This window comes from Tepidiforma bonchosmolovskayae (assembly GCF_008838325.1).
GTDB lineage: Bacteria > Chloroflexota > Dehalococcoidia > Tepidiformales > Tepidiformaceae > Tepidiforma > Tepidiforma bonchosmolovskayae.
The window spans coordinates 2,225,295-2,239,409 of the sequence record NZ_CP042829.1 but is presented as its reverse complement, the minus strand read 5'-3'; the positions used below and the strand labels follow the sequence as shown (position 1 = coordinate 2,239,409).

14 protein-coding genes are annotated in these 14,115 nt (G+C 68.6%); 3 read left to right on the top strand and 11 right to left on the bottom strand.

Annotation, left to right across the window (positions count from 1 at the left end; genetic code table 11):
• Window positions 1-11 precede the first annotated feature (11 nt).
• The 3 genes from Tbon_RS11160 to Tbon_RS11150 are packed head-to-tail and all read right to left on the bottom strand — an operon-like array spanning window position 12 to window position 2,878.
• Window positions 12-812: an ABC transporter permease subunit gene (locus Tbon_RS11160; RefSeq protein ID WP_158067778.1), complete on the bottom strand. Its 801-nt coding sequence runs from the start codon at window positions 810-812 to the stop codon at window positions 12-14.
• A complete protein-coding gene (locus Tbon_RS11155) occupies window positions 809-1,699 on the bottom strand; it encodes an ABC transporter ATP-binding protein (protein WP_158067777.1) in 891 nt (296 codons plus the stop codon). Before Tbon_RS11155 ends, Tbon_RS11160 begins: the two co-directional genes overlap by 4 nt.
• Before the next feature lie 27 nt (window positions 1,700-1,726).
• A complete protein-coding gene (locus Tbon_RS11150; protein ID WP_158067776.1) occupies window positions 1,727-2,878 on the bottom strand; it encodes an acyl-CoA dehydrogenase family protein in 1,152 nt (383 codons plus the stop codon).
• A 129-nt stretch (window positions 2,879-3,007) separates the two neighbouring features.
• Between Tbon_RS11150 and polA the strand changes: the two genes are divergently transcribed.
• The 3 genes from polA to Tbon_RS11135 are packed head-to-tail and all read left to right on the top strand — an operon-like array spanning window position 3,008 to window position 6,846.
• On the top strand, window positions 3,008-5,740 hold the full coding sequence (gene polA / locus Tbon_RS11145) for a DNA polymerase I (RefSeq protein ID WP_192497937.1): 2,733 nt from the start codon (window positions 3,008-3,010) through the stop codon (window positions 5,738-5,740).
• Window positions 5,741-5,795: 55 nt separating this feature from the next.
• The gene (locus tag Tbon_RS11140) at window positions 5,796-6,551 is read left to right on the top strand and encodes a dienelactone hydrolase family protein (RefSeq protein ID WP_158067774.1); all 756 of its coding nucleotides are present in this window, start codon (window positions 5,796-5,798) and stop codon (window positions 6,549-6,551) included.
• A gap of 16 nt (window positions 6,552-6,567) precedes the next feature.
• Window positions 6,568-6,846 (top strand): DUF6295 family protein, encoded by a 279-nt coding sequence (locus Tbon_RS11135; RefSeq protein ID WP_158067773.1) that lies wholly within the window; start codon window positions 6,568-6,570, stop codon window positions 6,844-6,846.
• Here the strand turns inward: Tbon_RS11135 and urtE are convergent.
• The 8 genes from urtE to Tbon_RS11095 all read right to left on the bottom strand — a co-directional run bounded on the left by urtE (window position 6,839) and on the right by Tbon_RS11095 (window position 14,100).
• Window positions 6,839-7,594, bottom strand: coding sequence for an urea ABC transporter ATP-binding subunit UrtE (gene urtE, locus Tbon_RS11130; protein WP_158067772.1), 756 nt, complete (start codon window positions 7,592-7,594; stop codon window positions 6,839-6,841). The two genes, Tbon_RS11135 and urtE, sit on opposite strands and share 8 nt — an antisense overlap.
• Window positions 7,591-8,421, bottom strand: coding sequence for an ABC transporter ATP-binding protein (locus tag Tbon_RS11125; RefSeq protein ID WP_158067771.1), 831 nt, complete (start codon window positions 8,419-8,421; stop codon window positions 7,591-7,593). The genes urtE and Tbon_RS11125 overlap by 4 nt, the downstream gene beginning before the upstream one ends.
• On the bottom strand, window positions 8,414-9,556 hold the full coding sequence (gene urtC / locus Tbon_RS11120) for an urea ABC transporter permease subunit UrtC (RefSeq protein WP_158067770.1): 1,143 nt from the start codon (window positions 9,554-9,556) through the stop codon (window positions 8,414-8,416). The genes Tbon_RS11125 and urtC overlap by 8 nt, the downstream gene beginning before the upstream one ends.
• A gap of 11 nt (window positions 9,557-9,567) precedes the next feature.
• Window positions 9,568-10,455, bottom strand: coding sequence for an urea ABC transporter permease subunit UrtB (gene urtB / locus Tbon_RS11115; protein WP_158067769.1), 888 nt, complete (start codon window positions 10,453-10,455; stop codon window positions 9,568-9,570).
• Between the two features lie 82 nt (window positions 10,456-10,537).
• Window positions 10,538-11,863: an urea ABC transporter substrate-binding protein gene (gene urtA, locus Tbon_RS11110; protein ID WP_158068297.1), complete on the bottom strand. Its 1,326-nt coding sequence runs from the start codon at window positions 11,861-11,863 to the stop codon at window positions 10,538-10,540.
• A 94-nt stretch (window positions 11,864-11,957) separates the two neighbouring features.
• Window positions 11,958-12,746, bottom strand: a complete 789-nt coding sequence (locus Tbon_RS11105) for an urease accessory protein UreD (RefSeq protein WP_158067768.1) — start codon at window positions 12,744-12,746, stop codon at window positions 11,958-11,960.
• Entirely contained in the window at window positions 12,743-13,411 is a 669-nt protein-coding gene (gene ureG, locus Tbon_RS11100) for an urease accessory protein UreG (RefSeq protein WP_158067767.1), read from the bottom strand. Before ureG ends, Tbon_RS11105 begins: the two co-directional genes overlap by 4 nt.
• On the bottom strand, window positions 13,408-14,100 hold the full coding sequence (locus Tbon_RS11095; RefSeq protein ID WP_225734765.1) for an urease accessory protein UreF: 693 nt from the start codon (window positions 14,098-14,100) through the stop codon (window positions 13,408-13,410). The genes ureG and Tbon_RS11095 overlap by 4 nt, the downstream gene beginning before the upstream one ends.
• Between the last annotated feature and the right edge of the window lie 15 nt (window positions 14,101-14,115).

Below are 14,115 nucleotides of genomic sequence, written 5' to 3'. Positions count from 1 at the left end.
AAGAGCATCGTTCAGCGCAGGTCGCGGCGGCGGAACACGGCGACGCCTGCAGCAACGGGAGCCGCAGCGAGCACCAGGGCAGGCAGGACCGCCTCCCAGCGGGGACCGAAGGCGAGGAGGTTCGCTTTGAGGTACCAGTACCAGGGGTTCAGGCTGCTGACCCATTCGGGGGCGCCGGCGGCCGTGAGCAGGCCCTGGGCGAGGAAGCCGCCGGCAGCGAGGACGGTCCCGGCAGCCAATCCCGGGCCCCTTCGGCCGGAAACGGCGCCGCCCATGAAGGCCACGGCGCCGTGGAGCAGCGCGAGCGTGAATGCACCGGCGAAGGCGACGGCGAGGCCGCCGGCGTTGACGCCTTCGAGTGCGGAGAAGGGCGGAGCCAGGGCGACGAGCGTGAGCGCGGCGACGACGGTGAGCGCGGCGAGGGCCGCTGCGAAGGCGAGCGCCCGCTCGATGGCGACCCGTTCGCGGGAAACGGGATTGGCGAGCAGCAGCTCGAGGGTCCCATCCTCTTCGCTGCCGCCGATAAGCCCGGCGCCGCCGACGATGGCGTAGACGACGAGGAGCACGGTGAGCAGCGATGAGAAGAGCCGCGCCCAGAGGTAGCCGGCGGCCGAGCCGAGCGAGATGCCCTGCTCCATGCCGAACATCGCCCGGAGGGCTTCGGGCATCTGCTGGACCAGTTCATCGAAGTCCTGCTGCCCGCGAATGGTGGGGAAGAAGGAGAGCGTGAGCAGGTTGAGCGCAAGGAAGCCGAGCGCCCACCAGAGGAGGGCACGGCGGCGGTCGAGGAGGGTGCGCCGGAAGATCGTCACGCGTCACCTCCCTGGTAGTACTCAAGGAAGAGCTCTTCCAGGTCCTGGCCGGGGGTATGGATGCGCTCGACGGTGAGGCCCGCGGCGGCCTTGATCACGGCGTCGACGGAGCCTTCGACCACCAGGTGCACGCCGCCGTCGTGGTAGCTGACGGCGCGGACGCCGGGAAGCCGTTCGAAGAGGCCGCGCGGGGGAGGGCCGGCGGTGTAGATATCAATCCGCTGGCGGGCCTTTCGGCGGAGGTCATCGATGGCAGCGACGGTGACGAGACGCCCGCGCCGGAGGATGCCGACGCGGGATGCCAGGGCTTCGACCTCGGGGAGGACGTGGGACGAGAGGAAAACCGTGGCGCCGCGGGCGACTTCTTCGCGGACCAGCCGGTGGAACTCCTGCTGGAGGAGCGGGTCGAGGCCGGAGGTCGGCTCATCGAGGATGTAGAGGTCGGGGCGGTGCATGAAGGCCTGGACGATGCCGACCTTGCGCCGGTTGCCGGTGCTGAGGTCACCGATGGGTCGGTAGGGGTCGAGCGCGAACCGTTCGAGCAGGGCCGCGGTAAAGGGACGGTCGTAGCCGCCGCGGAGGCTGCCGAAGAACTCGATGAGGTCGCTGGTGGTGTAGCGGGGGTCGAAGGCGAGGTCAGCGGGGAGGTAGCCGATGCGGCGGCGGGCCGCGGGGTCGGCGCCGGGACGTCCGAGGACGAGCGAGCTGCCGGCGGTGGGGTTGATGAAGCCGAGGAGGAGGCGGATCGTGGTCGTTTTGCCGGCGCCGTTTGGGCCGAGGAAGCCGAAGACCTCGCCGCGGTGGACGGCGAGGTCGAGGCGGTCGACGGCGACCAGGCTGCCGAATCGCTTTGTAAGGCCCCGGGTTTCGATCGCCGGGTCAGGCATGGCGGACCGCGGGGCGCGGGCGGGCCGTCATTCGCGCGGGAGCCCCAGGCCGCGGGTTGCGATGACGGTGCGCTGGATCTCGGAGGTGCCGCCTTCGATCGTGTTGGCGACGCTGCGGAGGTAGAGGTACTGGTAGCGGAGGGCGCGCGAGCCGGGACGGGCAGCCTGCCCTCCCATCCCGAAGATTTGCACGGCGGTGGCGGCGATGCGCTGCTGGAGTTCGGCGCCGAAGAGTTTCGCCATCTGAGCTTCGCGCGTGGGCGCGATGCCGGTCTTCTCCTGCTGGGAGGCGATGTAGTAGGCCAGGTTGCGCAGGATCTGGACGCCGATGGCGTGCTCGGCCATGCGGTGGCGGATGGGGTCGGGCGTCCGGCCGCGGCGCTCTTTGAGGAGGGCCACGAGGTCATCGACGGTGCGGCGGGCATTGGAAGTTGCGCCGATAGAGGAGCGTTCGAAATCGAGGCCGACGGCGACGTTGTACCAGCCGCGGTTTTCTTCGCCGACGAGGTTGCTGGCGGGGACGCGGACGTCCTCGAAGTAGACCTCGTTGAACTCGTGGGTGCCGGCCATGTTGACCAGGGGCCGGACGGTGATGCCGGGGCTGTCCATCTTGACGGCGAAGGTGGAGATGCCCTTGTGCTTGGGGGCGTTGGGGTCGGTGCGGGCGGCGAGCCAGCCCCAGTCGGCGTAGTGGCCGAAGGTGGTCCAGATCTTCTGGCCGTTGATGATGTAGTCGTCGCCGTCGCGGACGGCGCGGGTCTGCATCGCAGCGAGGTCGGAGCCGGCGCCGGGTTCGGAGTAGAGGGTGCACCAGAGGTCGGTGCCGTCGGCGATGCGCGTGAGGAAGCGAGCCTTCTGCTCTTCAGTGCCGTAGAGCATGACGACGGGCCCGACCCAGGCGACCCCCATGTTCACGGTGCCGGGGACGCCGTGGTAGGCCATCTGCTCGTTGAAGAGCATCTGCTGCATGGGCGAGGCGCCGAGGCCGCCGTACTCCTTCGGCCAGGGAAGGGCAAGCCAGCGTTTTGCGGCCAGGCGCTTCATGATGTCGCGTTCGACGGCGAGGCGGTCTTCGAGGGATTCGAACTCCTGGTCCCAGCCGGGGGGCAGGCCGTGCTCGATGAAGTCGATAACCTCGGCCTGGAAGGCGCGCTGTTCGGGGGTGAGGCGGAAATCCATGGGTGAGGGGCTCCGGGAGGAAGTGCTCGACGTGCTGTCGGCGGATAGTGTAGCGGGCCGGCTGCCGGTGGCGAGATCAGCGCGCCGGCACTGCACCGGAAGGCCCCGGCGGTGACCTATACTTGGCGGGTGCCCACCGGAAGCGACGGGAAGCCACGGCTCGTGGTGCTGGATTCGCACGGGATCCTGTACCGGGCGTTCTTCGCGTTTGCGAATTCAGACCGGCCGCTGATGACCTCGAAGGGCGAGCTGACGTTCGCCGTCCACGGCTATGCCGAGACACTGATTCGCGTGCTGGACCAGCTCCGCCCGACGCACATCTGCGCGGCGTGGGATGCCGGCGGCAGGACGTTTCGGCACGAAGCGAGCGAGGCGTATAAGGCGACACGGCGCCCGGCCCCGGATGAGCTGCTCCGGCAGATGGGCCGGGTGCGGGAGATGCTTGATGCGTTCGGCATCCCGATTTACGAGGTGCCGGGCTACGAGGCGGACGATGTTGCGGGGACGATTGCGACGAAGGCCGCGGCGCTGGGGATCGAGACCTACATTGCGACGCTCGATACCGACCTCGTGCAGCTTCTCGGGCCGAACATCAAGCTGTTCCTGTTCCGGCCGTTCCAGCGGGACACCGTGGAGTACGACGAAGCTAAGGCGGCCGAGCGATGGGGCTTCAGCCCGAAGTACATGGTCGACTTCAAGGCGCTGAAGGGCGACGCCAGCGACAACATCCAGGGCATTTACGGGATTGGGGAGAAGACGGCTGCCGAGCTCATCCGGCAGTTCGGGCCGATCGAGGCGATTTACGAGAACATCGAGCTCGTCCGGCCGGCGCTCAAGCAGAAGCTGCTCGAGGGGAAGGAGCTCGCCTTTCGGAACAAGGAGCTGGTGACGATCCACACGGACCTGCCGATCGAGTTCGACCTCGAGCAGTGCAGGGTCGGGGGCTTCGACCGCGAGCGGATTGCGGCGCTCTTCCGGGAGCTGGAGTTCCGGGTGCTAGCGCAGCGGCTCGATGATGTGCTCGGGACGCGGACGACGGCAGCCGCGGCGGCCGCTGAGGCAGCCTACCGGGCAGTCGGGAGCCGGGCCGAACTGGAGGAGCTGGCGGCGACCCTGCGGGCTGCGGGGAGCTTCGCTGCGGCAGGCATCTCCACGACGGGCGACAGCAGCCACCCGCTCCTCCTCGGGCTGGCGTTCGCGACCCGCCCGGGGCAGGCGTGGTATGTGCCGGTCGGGCATGCACCGCGGATGGATGGCGAGACGCGGCAGGTGAAGCTCGATGATGTGCGGGAGGTGCTCGGGCCGGTCCTCGCGGACGAGGGACTGGAGAAGACGGCGTACGGCGTCAAGTACCTGCTGCACATGCTCGACCGGAACGGGATGGAACTCGCGGGCGGGCGGTTCGATGTCAGCATTGCAGCGTTCCTGCTCGGGGAGACGTCGTCGTCGCTGAACGCGCTTGTCAATGAGCGGATGGGCATTGAGCTGGTTTCGCTGCAATCGCTGACCGGGACCGGGCGGAATGCGACAGCGCTGTCGCAGGCGAGCATCGAGACGGTGATGCCGTACGCGTGCCAGCAGGCGGATTTCGCGCTGCGGATGCGTGAGCCGCTGGCCGCGGAGCTCCGCGAGCGGGGTCAGTGGAAGCTGTTCGCCGAGATGGAGATGCCGCTCGTCGAGGTGCTCTACCGGATGGAGAAGGTGGGCGTGGCGGTCGACCTTGCGGTGCTGCGGGAGGCCTCGCGGCAGCTGGGCGAGGAGGCGGCCCGGGTGGAGCGGGAGATTTACGCGATCGTCGGGCACGAGTTCAACATCGGGAGCCCGAAGCAGCTGAGCGACGTGCTCTTCGGCGAGCTGGGCCTGCCGAAAACGCGGAGGACGACCCAGGGCTACAGCACGGACCAGCGGGCGCTCGAGGGGCTTCGGCACCTGACGCCGATCATCGACCTGATCTTCCAGTACCGGGAGCTGACGAAGCTGAAGTCGACCTACGCCGACGCCCTGCCGGCGACCGTGGCGGAGGACGGGCGGATACATACGGATTTCCAGCAGACCGTTGCGGCCACGGGGCGGCTGAGCAGCATCAACCCGAACCTGCAGAACATCCCGGTGCGGACCGAGACGGGCCGTGCCATCCGGAGGGCGTTCGTCGCCTCGTACTTCGATGACCCGTGGCTGGTGGGCGCGGACTACTCGCAGATCGAGCTGCGGATCCTGGCCCATTTTTCGGGCGACGAGAGCCTGATCCGGGCGTTCCTGGAGGACCAGGACATCCACCGGGCGACGGCGGCGACGGTGTACGGCGTCGACCCCTCCGAAGTGACGCGGGAGATGCGCGACACGGCGAAAATGGTGAACTTCGGCATCGCCTACGGTATGGGCGAATTCGGGCTGGCCAGCCGGACCGGCATGACCAGGGACGAGGCGGAGCGGTTCATCGCAACGTACTACCAGAACTACCCGGGCATCGCGCGGTGGCAGGAGGAGACGCTCCGGTTTACGCGGGAGCACGGGTACGCGGAGACGCTCTTCGGGCGGCGGCGGTACCTGCCGGCGATCCTGAGCAACAACTACCAGGTGCGGGCAGCCGCCGAACGGGAAGCGATCAACATGCCGATCCAGGGGACGGCCGCCGACATCATCAAGGTGGCGATGATCCGCGTGGACCAGGAGCTGCGGGAGCGAGGGCTCCGGAGCCGGATGATCCTGCAAATCCACGACGAGCTGATTTTCGAGTGCCCGGCCGAAGAGGTGGAGGCAGTGCGGGAGCTGGCGGCGCGGGTGATGCCGGCAAGCATCGAGCTGAAGGTGCCGCTCAAGGTGGACCTGAAGCAGGGCCGCAACTGGGGCGAGATGGAGTAGGGCAGCCTATACTGCGCCGCACGAGACCGGTTCGTACCAACGAGGAGTGCTGGCGATGGCTGATACTGGCGCGTACGACGGCATGCTCGCCGAGGTGACGAAGATCCCCGGGTACGGCGGGCACTGGATTTCGGTGTACTTCGTGCGGCCGCTGGGGCCCGGGCCGTTCCCGGGGGTGGTCTGGCTCCACCACATGCCGGGCTGGGACGAATGGACCAAGGAGGCGGCGCGGAAGCTCGCCTACCACGGGTTCATGGTTGCGGCGCCGGACCTGTACTGCCGGGCGGGGACAGGCGCCCCTGAAGACGTCGCGGCGAAGGTGCGGGCCGAGGGCGGGGTGCCTGACGACCAGGTGGTGGGCGATGCCGCGGCCTGTCGGGACTTCCTCCGGGCGCTGCCGCAATCGAATGGCAGGGTGGGCGTCACGGGCACCTGCTCCGGCGGGCGGCATGCGTACCTGGCGGCCTGCCGGGAGCGGTTCGATGCCTGCGTCGACCTCTGGGGCGGCGGCGTGGTGATGCGGCCGGAGGACCTGACGGAGAAGCGGCCGGTTGCGCCGATTGACTACACGAAGGACCTCTCGTGTCCGCTCTTGGGGCTCTTCGGCGAGGAGGACCGGGCGCCTTCGCCGGAGCAGGTGCGACAGCACGAGGAGGAGCTGAAGAAGTACGGGAAGACGTACGAGTTCCACATGTACGCCGGGGCCGGGCACGGGTTTTTCTACCACGACCGGCCGGCGGCCTACCGCGCCGAGGCGGCGGTCGACGGCTGGCGGAAGGTGCTCGATTTCTTCCACCGCCACCTGGGCTGAAGACGGGGAGGCAGCGATGTGCACGAACATTCTCATCCATGCGCGGCTGGAGGGTGCCGGGTTCGGCCGGAAGGGATGGTTCCCGGTCACGCGGGCGAACGTGACCTACGACCATCCCCTGCACCTGGACCTCGAGCACGCAGTCACGGTCGATTTCGTCGACGAGGCGGGCGGGCTGGACGCCCGCATTGGGGTGGAGCTCACGGTGGCATCGGCGCGGGAGCTGGCCGAAGCGCTGCTGGCCGCGTGCGCCGAGGCGGAGGCCTACGAAACCGGGGCGGCGCAGCCTAGATAGCCAGCGCTTCACGCAGCCGCTGCGCGTCGAGGACTGCGGGCGGGCCCTCCATGGTGACCGAACCGCTTTCGAGAACGTAGCAGTACTCGGCATTTGCGAGGGCGAAGTCGAGAAACTGCTCGACGAGGAGGACGGCGAGCCTCCCTTTGAGCGAGGCGATGACGCCCTCGATCTGTTCGACGATGCTGGGCTGGATCCCCTCGGTTGGCTCGTCGAGCAGGAGGAGCCGCGGCCGCCCCATGAGCGCCCGGCCGATGGCGAGCTGCTGCTGCTGGCCGCCGGAGAGGACGCCGGCAGTGCGGCGAGCCATCTGCTTGAGCACGGGGAAGAGCGTAAAGACCTCCTCGAGCTGACCGTCGTCCCGGCCGCCGACGGGCTCCAGGCCGATGAGCAGGTTTTCGAGGACGCTGAGCTGGGGGAAGATGCCCCGCCCCTGGGGGACGTAGCCGATGCCGGCGTGTGCGCGGCTGTACGCGGGCTCGGCGGTGAGGTCGCGGCCATCGAAGAGGACGCGGCCCGAGCGGGCGCGGAGTATGCCGATGATGCCCTTCAGAAGGGTGGTCTTGCCGGCGCCGTTGCGGCCCATGACGCAGACAACCTGGCCGGGTTCGACGCGGACGGAGACCCCGTGAAGAACCTCGCTCTGCCCGTAGGCGACGGAAAGCTGCTGGACGGAGAGGAGCGCGCCGGCGGTATCGGCGGGAGGCGCGGCGCCGCGGAGGACTGGAAGGGCGGCGGGCAGCTTCATGCAGCGTCTCCTGCGTGGACCTTCTGGCGGCCGAGGTACACCTCGCGGACGACGGGGTCCTGCTGGATCTCGTCGATGGGGCCTTCGCGCAGGACCTGTCCCATGTGCAGCACAGTGACGGTCCGGGCGTACTGGCGGACGAAGTCCATGTCGTGCTCCGTGATGATGATGGTGTGGGCGCCGGCGAGCCGGTGCAGGAGCTCGCCGGTGCGTTCCCGCTCCTGTTTCGTCATGCCGGCGATGGGCTCGTCGAGGAGCATGATGCGGGGCGACTGGACGAGCAGCATGGCGATTTCGAGCCACTGGCGCTCGCCGTGGGAGAGGGCCCCGGCGTGCACACCGGCGCGCTCGAGGAGGCCGACCTGCGCCAAGGCGTCGCGGACGCGTTCGCGGCGGCCTGCCGACGGCGGCATGAGCTGGCGGAAGAACCGGTCGCGGTAGCTTGCGGCGACGGCGACGTTTTCGGCGACCGAGAGTGAGTTGAACACGGAGGGCGTCTGGAACTTGCGGGCGATGCCGGCCCGGACGATGGCGTCTTCGCGCATGCGGCTGAGTTCGAGCCCTTCGAAGCGGATTTCGCCGTGGATTTCGACGGATGGGGGATAGGGGTCGCCGGATGCGGGGACGGTCGGGTCGAAGAGGACGCGGCCAGAGCGGGCGCGGACCTTGCCGGAGATGACGTCCATCAGCGTGGTTTTGCCGGCGCCGTTCGGGCCGATGAGGAACCGCAGTTCGCCCCGGGCAACGACGAGGTCGAGGTTATCGAGGACGGGGAACCCGTCGAAGCTGACGCAGAGCTGTTCGATTTTGAGGATGGCGTCACTCATGTGCGGCTCCCCTGGGGTCGAGGCGTGCGGCGGCCGGGCTTCGCGGCCAGCGGAGAGGGGCAGGGCGACGGCGCAGGAGGGCGCGCCAGGTTCCGACGATGCCGGCCGGGAAGAGGAGGACTGCCCCGATGAAGAGGGCGCCGAAGAAGTAGAGCCAGGTATCGGGGTAGTTCTCGCTGAGTGTGCTGCGCGCCCAGCTGACGAGAATCGCACCAATGACCGCACCGGTTATGGTGCCCCGTCCGCCGACCGCGACAAGGAGGACGAACTCAATGGAGGGCACGATGCCCATGTTGGCGGGCGAGATGATGCCGACCTGGGGCACGTAGAGCGCTCCGGCGATGCCGGCCAGCGCCGCCGAGACAGCGAAGACACCCGCCTTGACGAGCGTGACGTTGTGGCCGGAGAAGCGGACGCGGTCTTCGTCGTCGCGGATGGCGACGAGGAGGCTGCCGAGCGGCGCCCGGGTGAGCCAGGTCGCGAACAGCATGGTCAGGACCAGGACGGCGACTGTCAGGAAGTAGAGGACATCCTGGGTTGAGCGGTCGGCGAGGGAGAAGCCGAAGAGGGTGCTGAAGTTGGTGAGGCCGTTGGTGCCGCCGGTGTACTGCTGCTGGCCGACGAAAAAGATGGAAAGGATGAGGGCGAGCGCCTGGGTGATGATGGAGAAGTAGGCGCCTTTGACCCTGGAGCGGAAGACGAGGTAGCCAACCAGGAAGGCGAGGATGCCGGGGCCGATGACCGCCGCCGGGAGCGCGAACCACGGATGTTCGAACGGCTTCCAGAACCAGGGGACGGCGATGAGGCCACTCCAGTTCATGAAGTCCGGAAGGCGGCCGTCAGCATCTTCGAGCTTGAGGTACATGCCCATGGCATAGCCGCCGAGGCCGAACCAGACGCCGTGGCCGAGGCTGAGCATGCCGGTGTAGCCCCACATGAGGTCGATGCCGACGGCGAGGATCGCGAGGCAGAGAAACTTGGCGAGGAGGTTCTGGCGGAAATCGGAGAGGAAGGCCGGAGCGAGGAAGAGGATGATCCCGATGATGACGACCGGGAGGAGCGGCCGGATCACGCCGACTGCGGCGCCGAGGGCGGGGCGGGTGCGCGGGCGGGCCAGGGATGCGGATGCAGCCATGGGCGGCTCCTTCACCGGGCAGCCCGCCGGGCGATGATGCCGGCCGGGCGCCACTGCAGGAAGGCGATGACGAGGACGAAGACGAGCACCTTCGCGACGGAGGCGCTGAGCTGGAATTCGAGCAGGGCATTGGCGCCGCCGACTGCGACGGCCGCGATGGCCGTGCCGACGACCTGGCCGATGCCGCCGAGGATGACGACCAGGAAGGAATCGACGATGTAGTAGGTGCCGAGGGACGGCCCAATCGGGCCGATGAGGGCGAGGGCGCAGCCGGCGAGGCCGGCGAGGCCGGAGCCGAGCCCGAAGGTGAGCATGTCGACGCGCGGGGTGCGGACGCCGAGCGCGGCGGCGATTTCGCGGTTCTGCATGGTGGCGCGGGTGCGCCGGCCGGCAGCGGTCCGCACAAGGTAGAGCCAGACGAGGAGGATGGCGACGAGCACCATGCCGATGATGAAGAGGCGAATGTACGGCATGGTGAAACTGCCGGTGACAGCGATGCCGCCCTGGAGCCATGGCGGGGTAGTCACCTGAACGTTCGGGGCGCCGAAGATCGAACGGGCGGCCTGCTGGAGGACCAGACTGACGCCCCAGGTGGCAAGGAGCGTGTCGAGCGGCCGGCCGTAGAGGCGACGGATGAGGGTGACCTCGAGCCCCATGCCGATGAGGCCCGCGATGGCGAACGCGAACGGCAGGGCGAGGAGAAACGCGTAATCGATGGCGCCTGACCCGAGGGTGCGTTCGGCGAGGTAGGCGCAGTAGGCGCCGATCATGATCATCTCGCCGTGGGCCATGTTGATGACATTCATCAGCCCAAACGAGAAGGCGAGGCCGATCGCGACCAGCAGGAGGATGGAGCCAAGGCTGATGCCGTTGAAGAGCTGCTGCAGCCAGATATCCACAGGCGTCCCTCCGTGTTCCCCGTGATGGAATGCCGACGGCGGGGAAGGCGAGTCGCCCTCCCCGCTACGCCAGCGCCGGCGATCAGGACTTCTTTTCTTTCGCGAACTCTTTGCCCCAGGGGTAGGTTTCGAGGTAGGGGTCGGGTTCGACGGGGCCCTTGGTCGCCCAGATTTCGTCGATCAGGGCGTCTCGGCGGATTTTCCCGATGCGGACCGTCTTGGAGATGTGGTGGTTGGTCGGGTGGACCTTGACGGGCCCTTCAGGTGCAGCGAATTCGAGGCCGGCCATGGCCTCCTTGACCTTTTCGACATCCGTGGTGCCGGCCTTTTTAACGGCCATGGCCCAGAGATAGACGGAGATGTAGGCGGCCTCGACCGGGTCGGAGGTGGGGCGTTTCTTTCCAGACTTTTCGGTGAACGCCTGGTAGGCCGGGACGAACTTCTTGTTTTCGGGCGTGTCTACGGTCTGGTAGTAGTTCCAGGCGACGAGGTGGCCCTCCATGACGTCGCCACCGATGGCTGCGGCCTCTTCTTCGGCGATGGAGACGGACATCGTGGTGAGGTCAGAGGCTTTAATGCCCGCGTCGCGGAGCTGCTTGAAGAACGCGACGTTGGAGTCGCCATTGAGGGTGTTGTAGATGACGTCGGCGTTGGAGGATTTGATCTTGGCGATGAGCGTCGCGTACTCGGTGTGGCCGAGCGGGGTGTACTCCTCGGCGATGACCTTGCCGCCGGACGCAGCGAGCTGCGCCTTGATAATCTTGTTCGCGGTCCGCGGGAAGACGTAGTCGGAGCCGACGAGGAAGAAGTTTTTCTTCCCCTGCTCGAGGAGATACTCGACCGAGGGGACGATCTGCTGGTTGGTGGTGGCCCCGGTGTAGAAGATGTAGGGGGAGGATTCGAGGCCCTCGTACTGGACCGGGTAGTAGAGGAGGGCCTTGTTCGATTCGAAGACGGGCAGGACGGCTTTGCGCGAGGCGGAGGTCCAGCAGCCGAACGTGACGGCGACTTTATCGCTCTGGATGAGTTTCTTCGCCTTCTCGGCGAACGTGGGCCAGTCGGAGGCGCCGTCTTCGACCTTGGGCTCGAGCTTCTTGCCGAGAACGCCGCCGGAGGCGTTGATCTCCTCGATGGCCATGAGGTCTGCATCTTTGACGGCGACTTCGCTCACGGCCATGGTGCCGCTGAGCGAGTGCAGGATGCCGACCTTGATGGTGTCGCCGGAGGAGCCGCCACTGCCGGAGGAGCCGCCGGTGGCGGTGGCGGGCGCATCGTCATCGTCGCCGCCGCAGGCTGCGGCGATGGAGGCGATGGCCGGGGTCACGGCGAGCGCCGCGCCGGCCTTCACGATGGTCCGCCGGCCGAACCGTTTGCGGAGCCAGTAGTTGGTTCGAGGGTCGTTGGTCATGCAGTCGTTCACCTCTCCGTAGTTGCCCGCGCTCGTGTTCGAGCAGTTCCCCCTGGAGTTGGCGGGCATGCCAGCAAGGTAGGTGTCGACTGTTTCAGTGCGCTTTCGACTCTGTTTCCAGCGCTTTTCGAGGAGATGAACAAATCTTCATCTGCGGGGCGGCAGCGATGCGGCCGACCGCGACGTCGACGCAGCGCGCCGCAGCGCCGAGCGACGGGAAGAGCGCGCGGACGATCGCCCCGCAGCCGGACAGCGGGGAGGCGGCGCCGTCGGCGGGGCCGAGAATGTCATCCCACCATGCTGTTTCGGCGGGCGGCCAGGGTCCAAGTGCGACTGCCATCAGCACAACGGCGTCGCCCGCGGGCCAGTCGGGCGGGCGGATGTCGAGCTGCTCCTCGAGGATGACTGCGTCCTCGACGGCGAGCCGCGTGCGGAGGACGAGGCGGTCGAAGCGTCCGGGCTCGTGGGCGGTGCGTCCGGGCGTCCAGAGCTGCAGTACGGCGAGGCAGCCCCCGGCGGCGACCGTCGCATCGAGGAGCGCGGCGTGGGAGGAGCCGGCGTGCGGCAGCAGGGGGCCGGGCCGGTACACCAGCGCCCCGCCGGCCGCTACCCGGAGCTTCGTGGCGGCCAGCGAGGCCGTCCCGGGGCGGAGCGGCGTGGCGCCGGGCCCCTCGATACGGGCGCAGGCGCCGGGCCCAACCTCGCAGCGGGTGATGGACCGTTCGCCGGGGAAGTAGCCATCGCCGACGAACTGGTGGTAGACGGTGAGCCAGCCGTCGGCGGCGGCCCCGACGGTCCAGCGCTGGGGGGCCTGTGCGAAAGCGGTGACGACGCGCGTCCGACCGGCAGCGCGGGAGAGCGCGATGCGGGCGCGGGATGTCATCCGCGGAGCGCCGCGACCTGCGCGGTTACCCAGGCCGCAACGCGCGCCTGGTCATTGGGGTCGTTCATGCTGGTCACGAGAATCGGCCGGTCGCCGCGGGCGGCGCGCGCATCGCGCTCCATCACCTCCAGGCTGGCGCCGACGTACGGGGCGAGGTCCTTCTTGTTGATGACGAGGAGGTCGGACCAGGTCGTGCCGGGCCCCCCTTTGCGGGGGACCTTGTCGCCGCCGGCAACGTCGATCACGTAGATGACGCGGTCGACGAGTTCGGGGCCGAACGTGGCAGAAAGGTTGTCGCCGCCGCTTTCGATGAGGATGAGCTCGAGGTTGGGATGGCGGGCCGCGAGCGTCTCGATCGCCGCGAGATTGAGCGAGGGGTCTTCGCGGATGGCGCTGTGCGGGCAGGCCCCGGTGGCGACGCCGATGATGCGGTCGTCGGGCAGGGCGGCGTGGGCCCGGAGGATGCGGGCGTCCTCTTCGGTGTAGATGTCGTTGGTGACGACGGCGAGGTCGAGCAGGGGGTAGAGCTTCCGGCAGAGCGCGAGCAGCGTCGAGGTTTTCCCGGAACCGACGGGCCCGGCGACGCCGATGCGAACGATTCCGCGGGGGTCGATGGGCCGGGAGCGCGGCGACGGGGTAAAGGCGTGGGGGTGGCCTGCGGTCATGTGGCGAACATCCTGAACGGGAGTGCGGGGTGGCGGGCGGCAGCGATTTCGAGCACGGGGAACCAGCTGCCGAAGCGGAGCCGGACGGGTTCGGCAAGAACCTCGTCGATGGCTGCGGCCAGCGCGGGGGCGGCTCCGGCGACCAGCCGGGCACCGGCCGAGGGACCGATCACGCCGAGCCGGGTCGCGGCGCTGACCAGGGCGTCGAGCGCGCGGATGCCGACCGCAGCAAGGGTCTCGGGGGCTGGGATGGCGAAGGAGCGGCAAAGGGCAGCCAGGGCGACCGGGTAGTGCCCGGGCGCCTCGCCGTTGCGGACAGCGCGGCGGTAGGGGTGGTCGGCGAACTGCGGGTCGATCTCGGGGGCGAGGTCGAGCATGCGGCGGCCCATCGCCCGGCTGGCGGTTCGCTCGCCCGGGAGGGTCAGCGAGCGGTCGAACGCGCCGTCGACGGCCAGGAGCCGGGGCGGGGAGGGGGCGGCATGGGCGGCACGGGCGGCAGGGAGGACCTGGCGACGGAGGGGCTGCTGCACGTAGCGGCGGAGGATGTCGGCGAGGCCGTCTTCGGAAGCGACGGCACCAGTCGCCACGAGGGTTTCGAGGCCGTGGCTGTAGGCGAAGCCGCCGACCGGAAAAGCTGAGTCGGCCGCCTGGAGGAGGCGGAGGAGCGGGAGGACCGGCGGCTGCGCCATGTCGAGCACGGGATA

Coding starts and splice junctions, on each gene's coding strand:
- Tbon_RS11125 (WP_158067771.1), bottom strand. CDS start 8,421: ATGAGTGACGCCATCCTCAAAATCGAACAGCTCTGCGTCAGCTTCGAC.
- Tbon_RS11150 (WP_158067776.1), bottom strand. CDS start 2,878: ATGGATTTCCGCCTCACCCCCGAACAGCGCGCCTTCCAGGCCGAGGTT.
- Tbon_RS11140 (WP_158067774.1), top strand. CDS start 5,796: ATGGCTGATACTGGCGCGTACGACGGCATGCTCGCCGAGGTGACGAAG.
- Tbon_RS11095 (WP_225734765.1), bottom strand. CDS start 14,100: ATGGCGCAGCCGCCGGTCCTCCCGCTCCTCCGCCTCCTCCAGGCGGCC.
- urtC (WP_158067770.1), bottom strand. CDS start 9,556: ATGGCTGCATCCGCATCCCTGGCCCGCCCGCGCACCCGCCCCGCCCTC.
- Tbon_RS11155 (WP_158067777.1), bottom strand. CDS start 1,699: ATGCCTGACCCGGCGATCGAAACCCGGGGCCTTACAAAGCGATTCGGC.
- urtA (WP_158068297.1), bottom strand. CDS start 11,863: ATGACCAACGACCCTCGAACCAACTACTGGCTCCGCAAACGGTTCGGC.
- Tbon_RS11135 (WP_158067773.1), top strand. CDS start 6,568: ATGTGCACGAACATTCTCATCCATGCGCGGCTGGAGGGTGCCGGGTTC.
- Tbon_RS11105 (WP_158067768.1), bottom strand. CDS start 12,746: ATGACATCCCGCGCCCGCATCGCGCTCTCCCGCGCTGCCGGTCGGACG.
- urtE (WP_158067772.1), bottom strand. CDS start 7,594: ATGAAGCTGCCCGCCGCCCTTCCAGTCCTCCGCGGCGCCGCGCCTCCC.
- ureG (WP_158067767.1), bottom strand. CDS start 13,411: ATGACCGCAGGCCACCCCCACGCCTTTACCCCGTCGCCGCGCTCCCGG.